Annotated in this window: 16 protein-coding genes and 1 pseudogene; 13 read left to right on the forward strand and 4 right to left on the reverse strand. The window is 39.1% G+C overall.

The genetic code is table 11. The features are described 5' to 3' along the window. Positions 1–3 precede the first annotated feature (3 nt). The 5 genes from ACTQ54_RS09320 (at position 4) to ACTQ54_RS09340 (ending at position 5,489) form a co-directional block, all read left to right on the forward strand. Positions 4–1,398 carry an efflux RND transporter periplasmic adaptor subunit gene (locus tag ACTQ54_RS09320; RefSeq protein ID WP_441756233.1) on the forward strand — a complete coding sequence of 465 codons (1,395 nt, stop codon included), beginning with the start codon at positions 4–6 and terminating at the stop codon, positions 1,396–1,398. Continuing rightward, positions 1,385–2,092, forward strand: coding sequence for an ABC transporter ATP-binding protein (locus ACTQ54_RS09325; RefSeq protein WP_441756235.1), 708 nt, complete (start codon positions 1,385–1,387; stop codon positions 2,090–2,092). The genes ACTQ54_RS09320 and ACTQ54_RS09325 overlap by 14 nt, the downstream gene beginning before the upstream one ends. A gap of 78 nt (positions 2,093–2,170) precedes the next feature. Further along, a complete protein-coding gene (locus ACTQ54_RS09330; protein WP_441756237.1) occupies positions 2,171–3,316 on the forward strand; it encodes an ABC transporter permease in 1,146 nt (381 codons plus the stop codon). A 500-nt stretch (positions 3,317–3,816) separates the two neighbouring features. Beyond that, positions 3,817–5,199, forward strand: a complete 1,383-nt coding sequence (locus tag ACTQ54_RS09335; RefSeq protein WP_441756239.1) for a L,D-transpeptidase family protein — start codon at positions 3,817–3,819, stop codon at positions 5,197–5,199. 62 nt (positions 5,200–5,261) lie between these two features. After that, a complete protein-coding gene (locus ACTQ54_RS09340; protein WP_441756240.1) occupies positions 5,262–5,489 on the forward strand; it encodes a hexameric tyrosine-coordinated heme protein in 228 nt (75 codons plus the stop codon). A gap of 68 nt (positions 5,490–5,557) precedes the next feature. On the opposite strand, the gene ACTQ54_RS09345 is transcribed toward ACTQ54_RS09340, so the two are convergent. Then, positions 5,558–6,565 (reverse strand): lipoate--protein ligase, encoded by a 1,008-nt coding sequence (locus ACTQ54_RS09345; RefSeq protein ID WP_441756242.1) that lies wholly within the window; start codon positions 6,563–6,565, stop codon positions 5,558–5,560. A gap of 67 nt (positions 6,566–6,632) precedes the next feature. Then, positions 6,633–8,286 (reverse strand): annotated as a pseudogene (gene uidA, locus ACTQ54_RS09350) (beta-glucuronidase). 240 nt (positions 8,287–8,526) lie between these two features. Here uidA and nrdD point away from each other — a divergent pair. Together nrdD and nrdG are read left to right on the forward strand one after the other, a co-directional pair. Continuing rightward, complete coding sequence (gene nrdD / locus ACTQ54_RS09355; protein WP_441756244.1) at positions 8,527–10,779, forward strand: anaerobic ribonucleoside-triphosphate reductase; 2,253 nt, start codon at positions 8,527–8,529, stop codon at positions 10,777–10,779. Positions 10,780–10,808: 29 nt separating this feature from the next. Further along, on the forward strand, positions 10,809–11,381 hold the full coding sequence (nrdG, locus tag ACTQ54_RS09360) for an anaerobic ribonucleoside-triphosphate reductase activating protein (protein WP_441756246.1): 573 nt from the start codon (positions 10,809–10,811) through the stop codon (positions 11,379–11,381). A gap of 606 nt (positions 11,382–11,987) precedes the next feature. Here nrdG and ACTQ54_RS09365 read toward each other — a convergent pair. Then, positions 11,988–12,626, reverse strand: coding sequence for an HD domain-containing protein (locus ACTQ54_RS09365; RefSeq protein WP_441756247.1), 639 nt, complete (start codon positions 12,624–12,626; stop codon positions 11,988–11,990). 138 nt (positions 12,627–12,764) lie between these two features. Here ACTQ54_RS09365 and ACTQ54_RS09370 point away from each other — a divergent pair, with 138 nt between their 5' ends. Next, the gene (locus tag ACTQ54_RS09370) at positions 12,765–13,904 is read left to right on the forward strand and encodes an ArgE/DapE family deacylase (protein WP_441756249.1); all 1,140 of its coding nucleotides are present in this window, start codon (positions 12,765–12,767) and stop codon (positions 13,902–13,904) included. 26 nt (positions 13,905–13,930) lie between these two features. Beyond that, complete coding sequence (locus ACTQ54_RS09375) at positions 13,931–14,791, forward strand: GNAT family N-acetyltransferase (RefSeq protein WP_441756251.1); 861 nt, start codon at positions 13,931–13,933, stop codon at positions 14,789–14,791. Between the two features lie 55 nt (positions 14,792–14,846). Here ACTQ54_RS09375 and ACTQ54_RS09380 read toward each other — a convergent pair whose 3' ends face one another. After that, positions 14,847–16,832, reverse strand: a complete 1,986-nt coding sequence (locus ACTQ54_RS09380; protein WP_441756253.1) for an ABC-F family ATP-binding cassette domain-containing protein — start codon at positions 16,830–16,832, stop codon at positions 14,847–14,849. A gap of 199 nt (positions 16,833–17,031) precedes the next feature. On the opposite strand from ACTQ54_RS09380, the gene ACTQ54_RS09385 reads away from it, so the two are divergent. The 4 genes from ACTQ54_RS09385 to ACTQ54_RS09400 all read left to right on the forward strand — a co-directional run bounded on the left by ACTQ54_RS09385 (position 17,032) and on the right by ACTQ54_RS09400 (position 21,925). Next, the gene (locus tag ACTQ54_RS09385; RefSeq protein WP_441756255.1) at positions 17,032–17,691 is read left to right on the forward strand and encodes a redox-sensing transcriptional repressor Rex; all 660 of its coding nucleotides are present in this window, start codon (positions 17,032–17,034) and stop codon (positions 17,689–17,691) included. Positions 17,692–17,884: 193 nt separating this feature from the next. After that, positions 17,885–18,151 (forward strand): co-chaperone GroES, encoded by a 267-nt coding sequence (locus ACTQ54_RS09390; RefSeq protein WP_441756257.1) that lies wholly within the window; start codon positions 17,885–17,887, stop codon positions 18,149–18,151. Positions 18,152–18,200: 49 nt separating this feature from the next. After that, on the forward strand, positions 18,201–19,826 hold the full coding sequence (gene groL, locus ACTQ54_RS09395) for a chaperonin GroEL (protein WP_441756259.1): 1,626 nt from the start codon (positions 18,201–18,203) through the stop codon (positions 19,824–19,826). A 242-nt stretch (positions 19,827–20,068) separates the two neighbouring features. Continuing rightward, on the forward strand, positions 20,069–21,925 hold the full coding sequence (locus ACTQ54_RS09400; RefSeq protein ID WP_441756261.1) for a polysaccharide biosynthesis protein: 1,857 nt from the start codon (positions 20,069–20,071) through the stop codon (positions 21,923–21,925). Positions 21,926–21,949: the final 24 nt, after the last annotated feature.

Raw genomic sequence — 21,949 nt, forward strand, 5'->3', positions numbered from 1 at the left:
TGCATGAAGAAAAGACATTATTTAATTGGAATTTTAGTGGGTTTATTAGTGCTAGGACTTATTTATATTCAAGTGAGTGGAATTTTTAATTCAGGACAAGTGGGAAATGAATTTGTAGAATACCCGATGGGGTCGAATTTTGCTGGTATGGGTCAGCCGATGATGGATGAAGAGGGTAATCAATATTACTCGACTTATACGGTATTTGAACAGGAGCCTGTTTCCTTAAGTGGGATGGCGCAGTTGAATACAGATAATTCGTATTTCTATGATGCTGAATTAGGAGAAATTATAGCGGTCCATGTGGTCGACCAGCAAACAGTTAGAAAAGGTGATCCTCTTTTTACCTACTCTAAAGACAATAAAGAACTTCAATATCAAATCGAAGATAATTTGCGGACGCAAACACGTTTGTATAATCAGCGGGTTGAATTGATTGAGCAATTAAGTGAGCTGACAGCTGGCTATTATAATTATCAGGGTGATTTGTTGGAGGCTTATTGGGGTGAGGATGGGCAATTATATTATTATGTTGCTGAGACTATTGGTAAAGCCCAAGGAAATGGCAAAGGTTCTTCTAATGATGATAGCAGCGGAATTATTGATGGGAATGGAGATTCCGACGATGGTTTAGTTGATGGCAACGGGATCGACAATAGTGGTGGCGCTGAAGCTATTAAAGCTCAAATTCGTGAAGTAAATAATCAAATCGAAGACTTAGAAATTGCTATGACACGGTTGAAAGAGCAACGTGATGGCAGTGTCTTAGCAAAATTTGCTGGAAAAGTCTATTTAAATTCAGCTGGAAAAGATAATGCTAGTGTGCCATTTGTCCGCATTGTGAGCGATGAAGTTTCTGTTACAGGAACGGTGACGGAATATGAGTTTTTTGCTTTAGGCGATGATGTGCCGGTTAATATCTTTGTTAATGCGGAAAATCGTGATGTTTCAGGGACCATGATTGCCCATGATTTATTCCCGATTTCGTCTGGGTCAACCGATGGAGAAAATTCAACAAGTATGGGGATGGGAGGCTATTCTACAGGGTCGCAATATGGTTTTACCATTAAACCTGATGAGTATATTCAACCAGGCTTCTCGGTCAAAATTCAAGTTTATTTATCTGGCGTATCTGTTCCCCAAGAAGCCATTATGGACAATGGTTCAGGTGACTATGCTGTAATGGTGTACCGTGACGGCTTTGCTCACAAACAATCTGTCCGATTGAAGCAACAAGGTTTGCAACGGGTGGTTACTTCTGGCTTAAATGCAGGCGATATTGTACTCCAACAACCTTATGAAGTTGAAGATGGCCAAGCGATTCAAATTGATCAAGAATACTATCAATCAATGATGGAGCAAGAGATGATTGAAGGTGCAAATAATGGAGTCAAATAACGAACCTCTAATTCAACTCAATCAAATAAATAAATATTACCAAATGGGTGAGCAATCACTCCATGTTCTTAAAAACGTTGATTTAAATATTTATGCCAATGAATTTATTTCGATCATGGGACCATCTGGGTCTGGCAAGTCTACTTTGGTTAATATAATTGGCATGCTAGACAACCGCTTTGATGGGGAGTATTTATTTGAAAATCAATCGATTGAAAAGTTGAGTGATAATCAATTGTCGCATCGAAGAAATCAAATGGTTGGTTTTGTTTTTCAAGATTTTAATTTGATTATGAATATGTCCGTTAAAGAAAATGTGCGCTTGCCATTGATATATAAGGGGATGTCAGCTCGAGCAACCCAAGGGATTGTTGAAGAAATGTTAGACAAGATGGAAATTTTAGATAAAATCAATCACAAACCAACGGAATTGTCAGGTGGTCAGAGGCAACGGGTTGCGATCGCTCGTGCCTTGGTCAATCGACCGCGATTTATTATTGCCGATGAGCCAACGGGGGCTTTAGATACGCAGACGAGCCGTGTGATAATGGATATTTTAGCCAAGTTACATCACGACGAAGGGGTGACGATTTTAATGGTTACCCACGATCCCAGTCTGCAAGCTTTTGCAACACGGCATGTCCGGATTGTGGATGGGAAAATCCAATCGGATACGCGGGCAGAAAAGGGGTGATGGTCGGTGATATTTATTGAGATTCTAAAATCGGCCTTTGTCACTTTGAGTCTTAATCGTAGGCGCACTTTTTTAACGATGTTCGGAATTATTATTGGGATTGCGGCAGTTATTACGATTTTGAGTTTGGGGAATGGTTTTCAGCAACAAACTTTAGATGAGCTGGCGGGGGATTCGCTGGGGCGTCCGAATCAAAACTTCTACTTTAATTTTACCGGTGTGGATATTGATTTTGAAACACTGGATCCTTTTAGTGATGAATTGCTGACGAGTTTAGAAGAGGCTTTTCCTTTTGTGGATGAGGTAAAGTCGGATTCCGATATTATGAATTTTGGGCAATCGATGATGGTGCAACATGCGGGGCAGGAAAATTTTTATCAAGTTGAAATTGCGACGGAAACACATCATACGCTACTGGCAGGCCGAAATTTGACGCAGATGGATTCTGATTATCAGAGTCACTATATCATGATTGATGATATGCTAGCGATGGAGTTGTTTAATGGTGCAGAAGAAGCTTTGCATCGTTCGCTAACCATTGATAATCGTGAATATACGATTGTGGGTGTCTATCAAAGTTTCATGATGTCTGAACCTAATAATATGATGTATATGAATTTTTCCACGCAAATTGTGTATCCGGAAGGGACGTATGTGAAGTTATATCCTTCTAATTATTTTAGTTTTAATACTTATGTCTACTATGTGCCTGATACAGATATGAAACAGGCTAATCTCGAAGTGGCTAATTTTCTAAATGAAAATGGTGTCGATGAATCTGTCGGTAATTATGAATATTATGATGCAACGGAAATGATGGAACAAGTGGCCCAACAATTACAAATGATTACTTACTTTATCTCAGCGGTAGCGGGGATTTCGTTATTTATTGCGGGCGTTGGGGTCATGAATATGATGTATATTTCTGTTTCTGAACGCATTAAAGAAATTGGCATTCGGCGCGCCATTGGTGCGACGCGAAGTAATATTCAATGGCAATTTTTACTTGAGGGCGTGACGATTACCACTTTAGGTGGCATTATCGGCTATGGCTTAGGTGTTGCCTTGGCGTTTGGAATTGCTAAGTTTTTACCTTTTGGAGCCGTTCTGGATGTGGGTTCAGCCATGGTTAGTGTGTTTGTGTCCGTTGGGATTGGGATTGTGTTTAGTGTGTTCCCAGCTCGGTCGGCTGCGCGCAAAAATGTGGTGGAGATATTGCGGTAAAGGTACTTTTTGTGAGTGGTTGGTTGGGAATGTGGAATGTGTTTTGAGGAGATGAGAGAAGGTCCATGCGGTGGGTGAACGCATGGATCCTTTTTTGGGTTGAAGGACTGACGCGTGCCCTCTAAATAGAAAAGGGTGTATGTGTTTGTTGAACGAGTCTTAGTCGCATGACGCGTGCCCAAAGTGGTCCTCGTTTTTTGAACGAGTACCCAAAGTGGTCCTCGTTTTTTTAACGAGTACCCAAAGTGGTCCTCGTTTTCTCAACGAGTACCCAAAGTGTCTCTCGTTTAGACCTGGCCAGTCTTTTTCAACGAGTTTAAACCTTTAGCCTCGTTCCACCACTGCATCCCCCAAAACTTTCCCAACTCTCTACCCCCTACCTTCATTCACCAGCAAACAATATAAAAATCCCATCAAAACTTGACCTAGGTCAATCAAATAATCGTCAATATCCGGTATGCTTAACTCAATTGTGATTACACATAAAGAGGAGGTATGAGATGAAGAAGAAATTAAAAATAATGCTTGTTGGTCTGATTTTTCTGTTAGGAATTTATTTTATGGGCGATTGGTATTACGCCCAGCATTTTGCAAATAACACTAGCTTCGCTAGTGTCGAAATCGGCAACACTACAATAGAAACGGCTGAAGCTAAACTTATACATGCCATTCAAAACCATCAAATTCGCATGACAGAAGGGGATAAAGAATGGGGCTCGATACTGTTAAGTGATTTAGATCCTGATATTCAAATCCGTCCTCAGCTAGAAGCACTGCTTGCAGAACAAAATCAGTCTTCGTGGCTGGTTCGTCTTGTAGCTTCTGCAAACGAGACAGAGGAAACACTCACATTTAATCTTACGATTGCTCCTCAAGCACTCAATGATGCGATTCAATCATTGGATTTAATGCAAGTTGACAGGGAGTTGTCTCAGGATGCTCAAATTGACTATGATGAAAATCAAGGTTTTTACATCCGCCCTGAGGAAACTGGAAATGTCATCAATGAAGAAAAGTTAACAAAAAAAGTACATGAAGCCATCCTTAATGGCGATACTACTTTTGATTTAAGCAGCATTTACCAGGAGCCTGAATTAAAGCAGTCCGACCAAGAACTGCAAACCAAATTAGAACAACTAAAAAAATACGAAGACCTCCATATTACTTTATTGATTGCAGGTTATGAAGAATCGATCACAGCAGACCAAATATTAAGCTGGATGTATTTTGATGAATACGGTGATATTTATTTTGATCAGCAGTTGATTTATGAGTATTTAGGGGTGTTAAATGATTATTATGCGACCTACGATGATTATCGCTATTTTGAAAGTACGATGCAGGGAACAGTACAGCTATTACCGGGCACATTGGGCTGGTCGATTGATCGCGAGGCAGAAACGCAGGCGATCATCAATGATCTATACGCAGGTATTTCAGTCGTTCGCGAACCGGCAATTGTAGGGGTGGGCTATAATGGGACTCTAGATGATGTGACGGATAGTTATATCGAAGTGGATATGTCGTATCAGATGATGTTTCTTTATTTGGATGGGCAGTTAATTCTTTCGACGCCCATCGTAACGGGTCAGATTGGAACAGATACAGTTCCGGGTGCCTATGCTATTTGGAATAAGGAGTCGCCATCGGAATTGGTCGGTTATAATCCGCGGACTGAAAAGGACTATGTCCAGCCAGTTGAATATTGGATGGCGTTTGATGATACGGGGCAAGGGATTCATGATGCGAGTTGGCAGCCGTATTTTGGCGGGGATGCCTACTTAACCAATGGTTCGCTTGGCTGTGTGAATACGCCGCCTGATATTATGGCGACTTTTTACGACTATGCCTACCTAGGGATGCCTGTTATTGTTTTTGAGTAAAAGTGTTTAGTTTGTGATATTTATTTGTTTCAGCTAGACAAAGAATAAAAGGAGGAAAAAAGATGACAGAACAATGGTTACCGACACTAAAGACCGACACGCCGCAAGAAGGCTATGAGTTAGCCGTGAAACTTGCCAGAAAGGCAGTCGGCATGACGCAACCCGATCCAAAAATCCGTGAGATGCTCCGCCCAGTTTATGCGACCAACGCTGATAGCTTAACCTTGGCTTCCCAAGTAGTTGCCATTCACTTTCAAACCGTCGCTGCCGCCAATAATTATTGGAACTAAAACATTTAAAACCATTCAAATAAATATCACTAAAAAAGCCTAAGCACAATCGCTTAGGCTTTTAAATATTAAATAAATAACTTGTTCACTAATTCTTCAGCAGTGACATTTCCGATGTATTTATTCAGATCTAACCCTGCTAGCGCGTCAATCATGGCTTGGTGTTCAAATCTTACCCCAACCAGACGGTCTTCAACATCTGAAATATTTCCTAAACCAAAGAAGTCACCAAAAATTCTTGCTTCTGCAATTTTCCCTTGTTTCACATTTAAGCGGAAATCAACAAAGCCGAATGGGAATTTGTGGCTTTCAGCGATATCGAAATCAGGTGATTTACCATAGTTCCAATCCCAATTCCCCATCCGTTCTTCACGTAGCTTCATGACACCTTCCCAGATTTCATCCGTTAATTTAAACTCTGGAACTTCTTCTCGGCTTTTTATATTAAAGATTTCAAGTAAAATACGGTCACGGAATTCTTCAGTCGTTAGGTTTTTATATTCATCATCAACATAAGGTTTGATGTTGGTGACACGAGAACGAACGGATTTAATCCCTTTTGATTCAATTTTTTCTTTACGAGGTTTCAAAGCATTATTGACTTCGTCTAAGTCGGAATCAAAAAGAATGGTTCCATGAGCGGTCATACGGCCATCTTTAGCATACATAGCATTTCCACTGAATTTTTTGCCATCAATTAGCAAGTCGTTACGACCTTGTAATTCCGCTTCGGTTGCTCCCATTTTATGGAGAGCTTCAATCACAGGTTTGGTAAAACTTTGGAAGTCACGGAAAGTACCATCGTCATCCTTAATAAAACAGAAAGAGAAGTTACCTAAATCATGGTAAACAGCCCCGCCACCTGACATGCGGCGAACGACTTGAATCCCTTTTTCTTCAATATAAGGTTGGTTAACTTCTTCAATGGTATTTTGGTTACGGCCAATAATGATCGAAGGTTCATTGATGTAAAACAATAAAATTGGTTCATCGACTAGGCGATTTTCAACCAAATAGGTTTCTAAAGCAATATTTACCGAAGCGTCATAATTATTTCCGTTATCAACAAAAATCATTCAAACATTCCTTTCAATATCTCATTTACTATATGATATCATTTATTTCTGAAAATAGCTGAAAAAATTATGCTTTATAGTCAAAGTTCGGAATATTATTCCAACGTCTAGCAATCGACCGCACTGCCATTTTGGGTTGACGTTCGCGAGTAAATATCCCTTTCTTATTCCCCTGGATACGATTAAGCCCAAGTTTTGTCTGGAAGTCCGCGAAATTCCATAGTTGCTCACCAATAAAGTTATCAAATTCATCAAATACCCTGTGGTTCATTTCGTAGTAGTCTTCTTGGAATTCTTCTGAAAATGGAGTAGCCTCCATTGAATGAATGCCCGCCACCGTATCGGCACCGTACTCCGTATACATGATTGGTTTGTCTGGATATTTTTCTGTCCATTCCAGGAGTTCAGCCCGGACTTGACCTTCTGCCGTTTCTAAATCACCATGTGATAGATACCAACCAAGATAGCGGTTTAAGCAAATGACATCCACAAGGTCTGTCGTTTTGTCAGTATGAGGCATGGACATCATAATTTGAACCAGCGTCAATGGACGTATGTGAGGATCTAATTCTCTAGCTAAATCAAATAGCGGTTTAAAATATTCGTAAGCACCTGGGCTATAGGATGCTGGTTCATTGGCAATCGACCACATTACTACACAGGCGTGGTTTTTATCCCGTGCAATGAGTTCGCGGATGACTTGTTCATGGGCTTGAGTCGTATCTAATGTCGTAAAAGTATTGTCTGTAAAGTTAGGATCACCAACAGCAGACACGTCAAAATTAAAGGATTCCATAATGCCAACTCCCGTTGTCTCATCAATAACAACAATGCCTTCACGATCACATAAGCGCATCATTTCTTCGGAGTAAGGATAATGGGACGTCCGCAATGAGTTGGCACCCATCCGTTTCATTAGCTGAATATCTAAGACATTTAGCGCATTATCTAAACCACACGACCATGCACATAACTATCCTCATGTTTACCAAATCCTTTAAAGTAGAATGGCTTATGATTAATTAAAAACTTCCCATTTTTCACTTCAATTTTGCGAATACCAAATGGCTCGTTATAGACATCCAATATATTTGACCCATCTTTTAATGTAACTTTTGCTGTATACAAATAAGCATGCAATGGTTGCCATAAATGCGGTTGCTCGATTGTTAAAGCGGAATTTGGTTTACCGCTCGCGACAACTTCGCCTTCTTCATCCATTATTTCAATAAATATCTCATGTTGATTCAATTTGTTCGTATCGACTGAAAAGTCAATCGTTGCCTGTGACAAGTCATGATTGAGTTGGGGGTTAATACGAATATCTTCGATAAAATAATGGTTGGTGGTGTATAAAGTAACGGGGCGATGGATACCGGCATAATTGAAAAAGTCAAAGTTTTATCCATTTTTCTTTTGAGTCGGCCTTGGCTATCAGTCGTTTCAGAGTAGTTACCTACTGGAAGTGTTGTATGGTCAAGCATATTGCTGATCCGAACTGTGAGGAGATTTTCTCCTGGGACTGCGACTTCAGTAATGTCCATTTCAAAGGGAGTAAAACCACCTTTGTGGTGGTAAATCTCTTGCCCATTTAAATAAACCCACGCTTCATGCGTTGCTGATCCAAACCGTAATACTTTTCTTTCAGCTGCAAGTATATGAGGCAAATCGAAAGATGTTTGATACCAAAAGAAACCTGTGTGATTGCGGATAGCATCAATAAATAATCATATAAATATATTATAAAATAGACGCTAGGATTATGCTAAAGATAGGACTGTTAGACAAATTGATTATTGCTATAACCCACATATATAAAACGTTTAAATAAATAAACACTATATATTGTGTTTAAAAAATAAAAAAATCCATATATATAGTAATTTTTCTTGCTATAACTATAGGTAAATGTTATAGTTTTTATAATGAATAATTAGCAGTATGAGGAAGAGGTAAGAAATATGTCTGAACAGAGAGTCGTTAACATGAATAATATTTATCAAACCACAACGGATTTAAAAGTTAAGAAAAGAGACGGGCAAATAGTTTCTTATCGTTCGTATCAAATTGCCACCGTAATCGAAAATGTTTTTAAATCGGTCAAAAGCCATTTTTCTGTTCAACAAATTGTGAATGAAATAGAAGCTTTAATTTTTAGTCAATCTACAACAATCATTACAAGCAGTAGTATTTATTTGATTGTTATGGAGGTTTTAAGAAATAATCAGTTGTTTGAAGCAACTGAATTGTTTGAAGCTGTTTCGAAAAAACAAGCGCAAGATAAACAAGCACAATATGATGTTTCCCAAAAACTCCATGAATTACAATCCGGCGATCAAACTGTTGTGAATGAAAATGCCAATAAGGATAGCCGTGTTTTTAATACCACCCGTGATTTAACGGCAGGGGTTAGTGCCAAAGCAATTGGTTTAACCATGCTACCGCCGGCTGTTGCTAATGCGCATCTTAAAGGGGACATTCACTATCACGATTTGGACTACCATCCTTATTCACCCATGACGAATTGCTGTTTAATTGATTTTAAAGGCATGCTAAGTCAAGGTTTTCATATTGGGAATGCCCAAGTGGAGTCTCCGCGCTCAATCAATACGGCTACCGCCCAAATTGCTCAAATTGTCGCCAATGTTGCTTCTTCGCAATATGGTGGTTGTAGTGCGGATCGAATTGATGAAGTCCTCGCTCCATATGCGCGTTTAAATTTTGAAAAACATTTAAAAACAGCGCAAGAGTGGATTGAAGACTCAAGCCAGCACGAAGCTTATGCTTATCGTAAAACTGAAAAAGATATTTATGATGCGATGCAAAGTTTAGAGTATGAAATAAATACCTTGTACACTTCCAATGGACAAACGCCTTTTACCACCCTTGGCTTTGGTCTTGGGACAGATTGGTTTAGCCGCCATATTCAAAAAGCAATTTTAAAAGTACGTTTGGAAGGGCTAGGACGGGAAAAAAGAACTGCCATTTTTCCTAAGTTGGTATTTACTTTAAAAGATGGGGTTAATCTGAAAACAACAGATCCTAATTATGATATAAAACAAATGGCTGTGGACTGTGCTACAAAGAGAATGTATCCCGATGTCTTGATGTATGATAAGATTGTTGAATTAACGGGTAGTTTTAAAGCGCCGATGGGCTGTCGCTCGTTTTTACAGGGATGGCTGGATGAGAATGGTAACGAAGTGAATAGTGGCCGGATGAATTTAGGGGTCGTGACCTTAAATATTCCGCGTATTGCTATTGAAGCCGATGGGAATCAAGAACAATTTTGGACAATTTTAAATGAACGCTTGGAAGTCGCCAAAACAGCTTTGTTGTACCGAATTGAACGTTGCCGTGAAGCCTTAACTGAAAATGCGCCAATCCTTTACCAGCACGGGGCCTTTGGAAAACGTTTGAATCTCTCTGATGGGGTGGATGAGGTATTTAAGAACAAAAGAGCTACCATATCCTTAGGCTTTATTGGCTTATATGAAGCGGCTAGCTGTTTTTACGGACCAGACTGGGAGCATAACTTAGAAGCGAAGGAATTTACTTTAGATATTTTACGTCATATGAAAAAGCATACGGATGCCTGGGGCAATACTTACGGCTATCATTTTAGTGTTTACAGTACGCCTTCAGAGAGTTTAACCGATCGTTTTAGTCGATTGGATAAGGAAAAGTTTGGTGTGATTGCAGATATTACTGACAAAGATTACTATACCAATAGTTTTCATTATGATGTCCGTAAAGATCCTAATCCATTTGAAAAACTCAACTTTGAAAAAGATTATGCAAAATACACCAGCGGCGGTTTTATTCATTATTGCGAATATCCAAATTTACGGCAAAATCCTGCTGCCTTAGAAGCTGTCTGGGACTTTGCTTACGATAAAATTGGTTATTTAGGAACGAATACTCCGATTGACCAATGTTTTGAATGCCAATTTAAAGGTGATTTTGACCCAACTGCTCGCGGTTTCCGCTGCCCACAGTGCGGTAATAGCAATCCTGATACTTGTGATGTGGTTAAAAGAACCTGTGGTTACCTTGGCAACCCACAAATTAGACCGATGGTTAAAGGCCGTCATAAGGAAATTAGTGCTCGGGTGAAACACTTAACTGCCGATCAAGTTTTAGCAGAAGATGCGACCCGCGCCATGAACAAAGAAACCCGCATGCGTATTTTAAGTCATTTAGATAAGTACTAGGGATATTTATTAAAGGAAAGAGGTTTTAAATGGTTTATAATCCCAAGCCTGCTGAATGGACGGCCGAACGTTTTACAAAAAATAAAATTGCTGACTATAAACCATTTAATTTTGTAGATGGCGAAGGCGTGCGTTGCAGCATTTATGTCAGCGGTTGTCCCTTTAATTGTGCCGGTTGTTATAATAAAATTGTGCAAGATTTTAATTATGGGATTGACTATACGCTGGAGTTGGAAAACCAGATTATTGCTGATTTGCGCCAGCCCTATGTACAAGGGATGACATTGTTGGGGGGCGAGCCCTTTCTCAATACACCGGTTTTGTTGCAGCTGGCGAAGCGGATTCGGTATGAATTTGGAAATAGCAAAGACATTTGGGCTTGGAGTGGCTATTATTACGAAGAGCTCTTGCAAGAAACTGACGACAAATTGGAGTTGCTTTCCTATGTCGATATTTTGGTTGATGGCCGCTTCGAACTTAGTTTGCGCGATCTGACCTTGCGCTTTCGCGGCAGCAGCAACCAACGCATCGTGGATGTCAAAGCCAGCCAAGCCCAAGGCAAACTTGTGCTTTGGCAAAACGGCAACTACGATCACAACTAAAATAAATATCGCTGTTTTATTTATGAGTGAGTGATTTTTGAATATGGAGAGGAAAATAGCCAGAACGTTCATTGTGAACTTACTGGCTATTTTAAATTGGGATTTTTTTAGGCTCTTTTTGTGTTGTGACAGGGGAAAGATGCAAGAACATGTCGTTCTGGGTTACAACTGACAAACAGGTCCAAAAATTGTGTAAATTAATTTAGTTATCGTGCGCGCTCGTTTGAAAAGGATGTTTCATCCGAGCGGACGGCCCGCGCTCGTTTGAAAAGGATGTTTCATCCGAGCGGCTGACTCGCGCTCGTTTGAAAAGGAGGTTTCATCCGAGCGGTATGTTCGCGCTCGTTTGAAAAGGTGATTTCATCCGAGCGGCTGACTCGCGCTCGTTTGAAAAGGTGATTTCATCCGAGCGGCTGACTCGCGCTCGTTTGAAAAGGTGATTTCATCCGAGCGGACGGCTCGCGCTCGTTTGAAAAGGTGATTTCATCCGAGCGGACGGCCCGCGCTCGTTTGAAAAGGAGGTTTCATCCGAGCGGCTGACTCGCGCTCGTATGAAAAGTGGATTTCATCCGAGCGGCTGGTTCGCGGTCGTACGAAAAGTGGATTTCATCCGAGCGGATCACTCGCAATTAATCTTTCGTAACTCGCAGTGTAATATTTCTTAAACGCATCTTCATCCGCCAAAATCGTTTGTAGAATTTCCATTTGTTCTTTATTATTCTTCGTTTCAAGCCAAAAATTCATATAAGAATTCGGGCCATATTTATCAACCATATGATTATAAACAGCTTCGTAGTTTTCTTCTTGATTAAAGTCAGGATGGTAACTAAGTTGGAATTGGATGCAGCGGTCCAAAACTCTTTGAAAGTCAATATCACGGTCGGCTTCGGCAATGATTTTTCCGTAAATTGAACGGGGTGGTTCTAGGCGAGAGGCGCGATGGTCTTCTGCGGCTTCAGCCATGGTTTTGATTTGCTCAGTTGAAAAATACATTTTCAATTGCTCATCATTTTCGATTATCAATCCTGATGCGCGTTCATGTCCTTCACGTCCTTGACGTAAACCGAGGTCATGGAAAACAGCAATGGTATAGACCATATCAAGGTCTACATCATAATCAGCGGCAATTTCTAAACTGTTTTTGATGACTTGATAGACATGGTCAGGTTGGTGGGCGCCATCAAATTGTTTGTATTGAGGAATAATGTCGTTTTCAAAGTACTGTTGGAGTTGTGGGTCAAGCATGATTATCACCTAATTTCTGTGTTTCTCCTATTATAAACGAACTTTGAATATGATGCAGAGATATTTATTCAAAGCTTGATTTTTATTTTTTTAGGAAAGAAGTTGTATACTAGAAGTAAATACATTAGGAGGCGCACGATGAATAAAGAAGAAAAAATTGCGATTTTGCAAGATATGATTCGGATTAAATCGGTTAATGACCATGAAACAGAAGTGGCGAATTATTTTAAAGATTTATTGGCTAAACATGGTATTGACTCGGAAATTGTGGAATATGAAGGTAATCGAAGTAATTTAGTCGCCGAATTGAAAGGCAATGAAGATGGCAAGGTTTTAGCTATTAGCGGTCATATGGACGTGGTTGCGGCAGGTGATGAATCGGAATGGATCTATCCACCGTTTGATGCGGTCATTGAAGATGGTAAAATGTATGGGCGCGGAACAACCGATATGAAGGCGGGGACCACAGCCCTAGTATTAGCGATGATTGAACTGAAGGAATCTGGTCGTCCGTTCAATGGTAAAATTAAACTTTTAGCTACCTTTGGGGAAGAAATTGGAACTTTAGGGGCCAAGCAATTAACGGAATTAGGTTATGCAGACGATTTGGACGGTTTGTTAATTGCAGAACCGAGTGGAGCAAAATCACTTATCTCTGCTCACAAAGGTTCGATTAGTTACAAAGTTGTTTCCAAAGGTAAGGCGGCTCACAGTTCTATGCCACAAGAGGGCATCAATGCCATTGAACAATTAAATATCTTCATGTCTAAAATTAGTCCTGCGATGGCGGAAGTTATTGACCAATATGAAAGCGAGAAATTAGGGCGGACGACCCACGCCATTACACTTATTAGTGGGGGCACACAAGTTAATAGTATTCCTGAAAGCGCGGCTCTTGAAGGTAATATCCGTTCGATTGCTGAATTTGATAATGCGAAAATTCATGATTTGTTCAACAACATTATTTCTGAAATTAACGAAGAAATCGATGGGAAATTAGAATTAACCTTTACGCAAAATAATTTTCCAGTGGATATGCCGGAAGATTCTGACTTAATTCAAGCGGCGAAAAAAGTGGTAGGTGATTTACCGATTGTTGGTCTATCAGCCACTACAGATGGGGCACAGTTTAGCCAAGCAGACAAAACATTTGATTTCCTTATTTTTGGTCCTGGAGAACCGACCTTGCCGCACCAAGTTAACGAGTTTGTCAAAGTGGATGAATATATTGAATTTATTGATATCTTCCAAGACATTATTGTAGAATATTTAGCATAATTATAATAAATATCAGGAGACATTCGATGCGTGTTGAAAGTTTTAAATCATTAAGTGAAAAGCAAATCCAAGAAATATTAGCTTTAGAAGAGTTGGTCCACCAGCATGATGGAACATACCGCGATATTTATTTGGATAATCGTTTTAATTTTGATCCTGAAATGCCGGCGTTTAGGCTCGCCTATGATCAAAATGAGCTAGTGGCTTGCCTGGCGATTTATGCGGATAGCCAAGAAGATGCGGAATTGACGCTGATTGTGCATCCGCAATATCGACGCCAATCGTTGGCTTCGCGCTTAATTAAAGCGGCAAAAGAAGAGATGGAAGCTTATGGAATTGAGCAGCATGTTTTTGTGAGTGAACGAAACTTCTTAGAGAAAATACCTCACTGGCAGCGGAAATTTTATTGGAATGAAGATGAAGTGGAATGGTTGATGGAATGCCCTGCTGCGTCAACCGCCCTCGGTACAGACTCCTTTACAATTCGGCTGGCTACTATAACAGATACGGCGGCGATCGCAGGTTTTCAAGCTGAAGCTTTTGATTCTTCTTACGAGGAGGCTTTGTTATATGCAGAAGGAGCCTTAGAGGATGAGACGCATCGTTTATATGTTTTTGAAAATACAAAAGGGGAACTTTTAGGGTCTACATCGGTAAACTTAACCGAAGAATATTATTATTTTTTTGGTTTAGCTATTGCTGCGAAATTTCAAAATAAAGGGCTGGCTCAGCGGTTGATTCCGCAATTAATGCAGCTGTTATGGTGTGAGGAACCCTTGCCTTTTCGCTTAGCTGTCGAAAAAGAAAATACCAAAGCGATTCATATTTATCAAAAAAGTGGCTTTCGTTTATTGACCGAAGTTATTTATTTATATGAAAAGCTCTAAATAAATAATCCAAACTTAAAATGATAGTAATTATCATCATAAGTTTGGATTTTTTCTATTCTCTCAAGTCTGGATTTTCTTCCAAAAAGTCTTCCAGTTCAATGCTGGCAATTTCCCATTCTTCAAGGGCTAAATCTTGTTGCTGGGTCAAGGTGTCTAATTCAATCGTTAAGTCATGTAAGTCTGCTTGTGAATTTTCCTGGGCGGCTGCGGCCATTTGTTCATGGATGGCTTCGATACTCGCTTCCAGTTCGTCATTTCTTTTTAGGGCGTTTTCTACAGCGTTCGTGAGTTTTCTTAGTTCACGGCGTAGGATTTTCCCTTGTTCGTATTTATTGACCTTATTGGTCGTTTGCGTTGTGTTCGAATTAGTGTCATTTATGCTAGCTTGTTCACTTTTTTCTAAGGCTTCAATGGCGTTAAGTTCTTCTTTTTTCGCGACATAATAGTCATAATCACCTAAGTAAAGTGTGGAACCTTCACTCGATATTTCTAAAACCTTTGTCGCGATTCGATTAATAAAGTAACGGTCATGAGAAACAAACAGTAGGGTACCGTTGTATTCTATCATGGCTTCTTCAAGAATTTCTTTGCTATCGATATCCAAGTGGTTAGTTGGCTCGTCGAGTAAAAGGGTATTATCATGTTTGGTAGCTAACAAGGCTAAAGAAAGGCGGGCTTTTTCACCACCACTTAACATGGACACTTTCTTTTCAACGGCTTCACCTGAAAACAGAAAACTGCCTAAAATGCTACGGATTTGCCATTCGTCGGTTGTATCATGGGCGCGCCAAAGGGTTTCTAAAACCGTTAAGTCTGGGTTTAGGGTATTAACATTTTGGGCGTAGTAGCCAATTGAAACGCCGGTCCCATATTGGACACTACCTGCCAAAGGCTCAAGTTGGCCAATTATCGTTTTTAACAAGGTTGTTTTACCTATTCCGTTGGGGCCAACAATGGCGATGGCGTCATGGCGGCGAAGATCCAATTCGATATCTGATGCGATAGGCTGATTGTCTGAATAGCCAATCGATAGGTCGTTTGCTGCTAGCACACGTTCACCACTATTATGGTTGGCAGAAAATTGAATTCTTGGGGCACGTGGATCTTGCTTAGGCTTTTCGATTCGCTCCATTTTTTCTAATTGTTTTCGTCTACTTTGTGCGCGCTTGGTGGTTGAAGCACGGACAATATTTCGTGCGATAAAATCTTCAAGCTGACTGATTTTTGCTTGTTGTTGGTTATACAGCTTGATTTCTTGTTCCAGTCGGTTTGCTTTTTCTTCAATGTAGTAGGAATAATTACCTTTATAGGTATGCAAAGTATTGAGTCTAAGTTCAATGACTTGGTTAGCAACCTTATCTAAAAAATAGCGGTCATGTGAAACAATGAGTAAAGCACCGCGGTAACTATTTAAATACTGTTCCAACCACGCTAGCATATCCATATCTAAATGGTTGGTAGGCTCGTCTAAAATAAGCAAATCGTATTTCATTAGGAGAAGTTGTGCCAATGCTAGTCGGGTCTTTTGTCCGCCGGATAAGGATTGCACAGCTGTATCGTAATCTTCTTCATAAAAGCGAAAGCCATGTAAAACGGTCCGGATTTCTGACTCGATTGCATAAGCATTTTCTTCTTCTAACTTGATGAGTAAGCGGTCATAGGTCGCTAGAGCTTCTTCGTAAGCTATAGAAGTTGGATCTTCAGCTAATGTTGCTAATTGTTCAGCAGCTGTCGCTGCTTGCTCACGTAATAATAAGGTTTCGCGAAAGACATAAAGCATTTCTTCCCAAATAGTCCGTGTAGAGTCAATAACGACATGTTGTTCTAAATAACCGATACGAACATCACGGGCTTTGGAAATTGTCCCGCTAGATAAAGGTTCTAATCCCATTATTTGTTTAATTAAAGTTGATTTACCAACCCCATTACGCCCAACAAGGGCAATGCGGTCATTTGTTTGGATACTAAAGGATACGTCTTCAAAAAGAACCGTATCTGCAAAACGTCTAGCAAGTTGATTGGCTTGTAATACAATCATTATAATTCTCCTTCACTTTACAGCTAAGTTGATTATACCAAATCAATTGACAATTAATAGATGAAAGCTGATTAAAAAAGATTGTTAACTTTTTAGATAACTTTTGTTCCAATAAATGTTTGAGGGTGGTATACTATTAACAAATATATTTGATTCAGTATACTATAACCAATACTGGATTGTGAAAGTGGGTTGAAGAATGAGTAAAGCAATACCAAAAGCCACAGCCCGACGTTTACCGATTTACCACCGATATTTACGTTTTCTACAAAATTCAGGGAAAAAGCGTGTTTCCTCAACCGAGTTAGCTGAAGCTGTTAAAGTCGATAGCGCCACGATTCGTCGTGATTTCTCTTATTTTGGTGCCTTAGGTAAGCGCGGATATGGCTATGATGTTGATTATTTATTAGAGTTTTTCGGTAAGACGCTAAACCAAGATCGATTAACATCTGTTGCTCTTGTGGGTGTAGGTAGTTTAGGAAATGCGCTTATTAATTATAATTTTAGAAAAAATAATAATGTTCGTATCAGTGCTGCTTTTGATATAAATCCTGAAGTAATAGGAACAATTCGCTCAGGTGTGCCAATCTATTCGATGGATGACTTGGAAGAGATGATTGAAGAGCAGCAAATTGAAGTTGTTATTTTATCTGTCCCTCAAGAAACAGCGAGTGAGGTCGTTGATCGTTTAATTGATTCAGGTATCCGTGGCATCTTGAATTTTACCCCGCTAAGATTTGATGTCCCTAAATCGGTTCGCGTTCAAAATGTCGATTTAACCAATGAATTATTAACCCTTATTTATTTTATTGACAGTAATATGGATGAAGCGGATGACGATTCTGAATACTTTGATTAACCAAATTAGGATAGAGATAAAGATAAAGAGCCTTGCACTTGGCTCTTTTTTATTTTGCCTTTAAGGAATGTTTAAACTATATTTTTTTTGCCTTAAATGCTTGCTTTTTATAGGTAGATAGCTTATTATAATAAATGTATTGGCACTCTAGTGTATCAAGTGCTAAATTAAAAATATTCGGAGGGATTCAAAGATGTTAAAACCTTTACAAAAAAGAATCGTTGTTAAATATCCTGAAGTGGAAGAAACAACAGCAAGTGGTATTTTATTACCAAGCTCTGCTAAAGAAATGAAGCACACAGGTATAGTTGAAGCTGTTGGTGCTGATATTGAAGAAAAAGATGGCGTTAAAGTTGGCGACCAAATTATTTTTGAACAACATGCTGGAACAGAAGTTACCTATGAAGGAACAGAGTATTTAGTTATCGATATTAAGCATGTTTTAGCAGTTTTATCATAATTTGAACAGTAAAATCTAGTATTTATTTATATAAAGGAGAGTTTATTTAATGGCTAAAGAATTGAAATTTTCAGAAGACGCACGTGCGTCGCTCTTACGTGGTGTAGATGTTTTAGCAAACACGGTTAAAACAACTCTAGGACCAAAAGGTCGTAATGTTGTTTTAGATAAAACTTACGGCTCACCATTAATTACAAATGATGGTGTAACCATTGCTCGTGAAATCGAATTAGAAGACCGTTTTGAAAATATGGGAGCACAATTAGTATTAGAAGTTGCTTCAAAAACGAATGATGTAGCGGGTGACGGAACAACTACTGCAACTGTTTTAACACAAGCAATTGTACGTGAAGGTTTGAAAAACGTTACAGCAGGTGCGAACCCAGTTGGCGTTCGTCGTGGAATTGAAAAGGCAACTAAAGTTGCGGTTGAAGCTTTACAAGAATTATCTCAACCAGTTGATTCAACTGAATCGATTGCACAAGTTGCTTCGGTTTCATCTGGGGACGCAGAAATTGGTCGTTTAATTGCTGACGCCATGGAACGTGTAGGTAAAGACGGTGTGATTACCATCGAAGAATCTAAATCGATTGAAACAGAGTTATCGGTTGTTGAAGGTATGCAATTTGACCGTGGTTATTTATCACAATACATGGTAACCGATAATGAAAAAATGATCGCAGACTTAGAAAGCCCAGTGATATTTATTACAGACCGTAAAATTAGTAACATTCAAGATATCTTGCCATTATTAGAAGAAGTGATGCAATCTGGTCGCCCATTATTAATTATTGCTGAAGATATCGATGGTGAAGCATTACCAACGCTAGTATTAAACAAATTACGTGGTACATTAAATGTTGTAGCAGTTAAAGCGCCAGGATTTGGTGACCGTCGTAAAGAAATGCTAGAAGATATTGCGATTTTAACTGGTGCAACTGTTATTTCTGAAGAATTAGGTTACGAATTAAAAGATGCGAAGCCAGAGCACTTAGGGCATGCAGGTAAAGTAAATGTAACGAAAGACTCAACAACGATCATCGAAGGTGCTGGAGAAAAAGCTGCTATTGAAAATCGTGTGATATTATTACGTGCACAAGCTGAAGAAACCACTTCAAGTTATGACCGTGAAAAATTACAAGAACGTATCGCTAAATTAGCGGGCGGCGTAGCTGTGATCAATGTTGGTGCTGCAACTGAAACGGAACAAAAAGAACGTAAATTACGCATTGAAGACGCGCTAAATGCAACACGTGCTGCCGTTGAAGAAGGTATTGTCCCTGGTGGTGGTGTGGCTTATATTAATGTGATTGATAAGGTTGCTGCCATTCAAGCAGAAGACGATGAAGCAACGGGTGTGAAAATCGTTGTTCGTGCTTTAGAAGAGCCAATTCGTCAAATTGCTTACAATGCTGGTAAAGAAGGATCAGTTGTCGTGGATACACTTCACCGTTCAGAAGCTGGCATTGGATACAATGCTGCAACAGATACCTTTGAAAATCTAATTGATGCGGGTATTGTTGACCCAACTAAAGTAACGCGTTCAGCTTTACAAAATGCTGCTTCTGTTGCTGCTCTATTATTAACGACTGAAGCGGTTGTAGCTGACATTCCATCTGAAAATGATGCTGCCGCTGCCGCAGCTATGGGTGGAGGCATGGGCGGAATGATGTAATTCCCCCAAATAAATACTACTATTCAAAACCACTGTATTGATTCAATTCAATACGGTGGTTTTTTGTTTTATTATGAATTCATCTACAATTTATTGCAAAAATTTCTGTTTGATGAAAATAATTAATTTTTTTTAACTAAATATCACTAAAATCATGTATAATGAAATAAATATTTGCTATAACCGTTTGATTTAACGTTTTGTCAATTAGTTTTAAAAATTTTAAGTTGCGAGGTTATGAAATGAATGAAAAATTAAATTTATCAAAGTTAATTGTTAAATATGTGGAAATGCTAACGCCATTTCAGAAAAAATCCATCTGGCTTTTTGCCGATTTAACAATATTTGCAATAGGTACTTTATTAGCCAAATTACTCTACTTAAGTATAATTGAATTATCTTTTCGATTTATAATCGTTTACATTCTTCTAGCTTATTTTATTTATTTACTGGTAAAACGATTTGTTCCGATGAGTTCAAGTATCACACGCTACCACGGCGTGCTTGATTATGTGTATCTTTTTGCAACTATCATTTTTTCCTTTACAGCAACTGGCTTAATTAATGCCCTGTTTTTTAAACAAATATCACTGCGGTTTATATTTCTATCCGCTATGATTAGTGCATTGCTTGCGGTTAGCTTGCGGGTTTTATGGTATATTATTTATTTGTACCGGAATTATCATAGTGATGGAACTGATTTACAACGAAAAGTTGTCTTGATTGGGGCAGGTGATGGTGGTTCTATTTTTATGCAAAACTACCGTCGTCGACCAGAAGGGATGAATGTTGTCGCTGTTTTGGATGATGATCCTGCAAAACGTCATCAAAAAATTGGTGGGGTTACGATCGTTGGTGGCCTAGAGGCTCTTCACCAGGTAATTGTGGATTACAAAGCGAATGAAGCGGTGATTGCCATCCCTTCATTAAAACCAGAAGAGTATGAACGTATCATTAAAATAAGTAATGATGAAAAGATTAAAGTTTATAAAATGCCTGATGTGGAAGATGTTTTACTAGGAATCCATCAAAATGATGCTCCTTTAAAAGAAATTGATATTGCCGATTTATTAGGACGTGACGAAATTGCTTTGGATGAGGCACCTTTACATAAAGAAATTGAAGGTAAAGTTATTGCCATTACAGGAGCGGGTGGATCGATTGGCTCCGAAATCGCTCGTCAAGTGAGTCGTTTTAACCCAGCCAAAGTTTTATTAATTGGGCATGGAGAAAATTCTATTTATCTCATCAACCGTGAGTTAAATTCGATTCGAAATGATTTGATTCAATATGTGCCGATCATTGCGGATATCCAAGATTACAATCGGATATTACAAATTTTTGAAACAGAACAACCTGATATTGTCTACCATGCAGCAGCCCATAAACATGTGCCACTGATGGAGATAAATCCGACAGAAGCCTTGAAAAACAATATTTTAGGGACCTACAATGTGGCTCGTGCAGTCGATATGGCAAAAGTTCCGAAAATGGTGATGATTTCAACGGATAAAGCGGTGAATCCTCCGAATGTAATGGGTGCAAGCAAACGAATAGCTGAATTAATCGTCACAGGTTTTAACGAAGTTAGTGAATCGTCTTACTGTGCGGTTCGTTTTGGGAATGTTTTAGGAAGTCGAGGAAGTGTGATTCCATTATTCAAAAAACAAATTGCAGAAGGTGGACCTGTTACGGTTACCGACTTTAAAATGACTCGTTACTTTATGACCATTCCGGAAGCAAGTCGCCTGGTGATTTATGCGGGGACATTTGCTGAAGGTGGAGAAGTCTTTGTTTTAGATATGGGAGAACCTGTAAAAATCCTTGATCTGGCCAAGAAAATGATTCTACTTTCTGGCTATACTGTTGATGAAATTGGTATTATTGAAGTAGGTAAACGACCAGGTGAGAAATTATTTGAAGAACTGATTACTTCTGAAGAAGCGACCAAGCGTCGCGTCAATGAAAAAATTATTGTCGGAAAAGTTATGACCATGTCACTTGACGAAATAAATAAATTTATCAAAGAACTTGATGCAACTCCGCAAAAAGCTTTAAAAGAAAAAATTATTGAATTTGCTAATTCAACAACACAATGATAAACCATTTGAATGGAGAAAAAT

It is taken from the genome of Fundicoccus sp. Sow4_H7 (assembly GCF_052115865.1).
GTDB lineage: Bacteria > Bacillota > Bacilli > Lactobacillales > Aerococcaceae > Fundicoccus_A.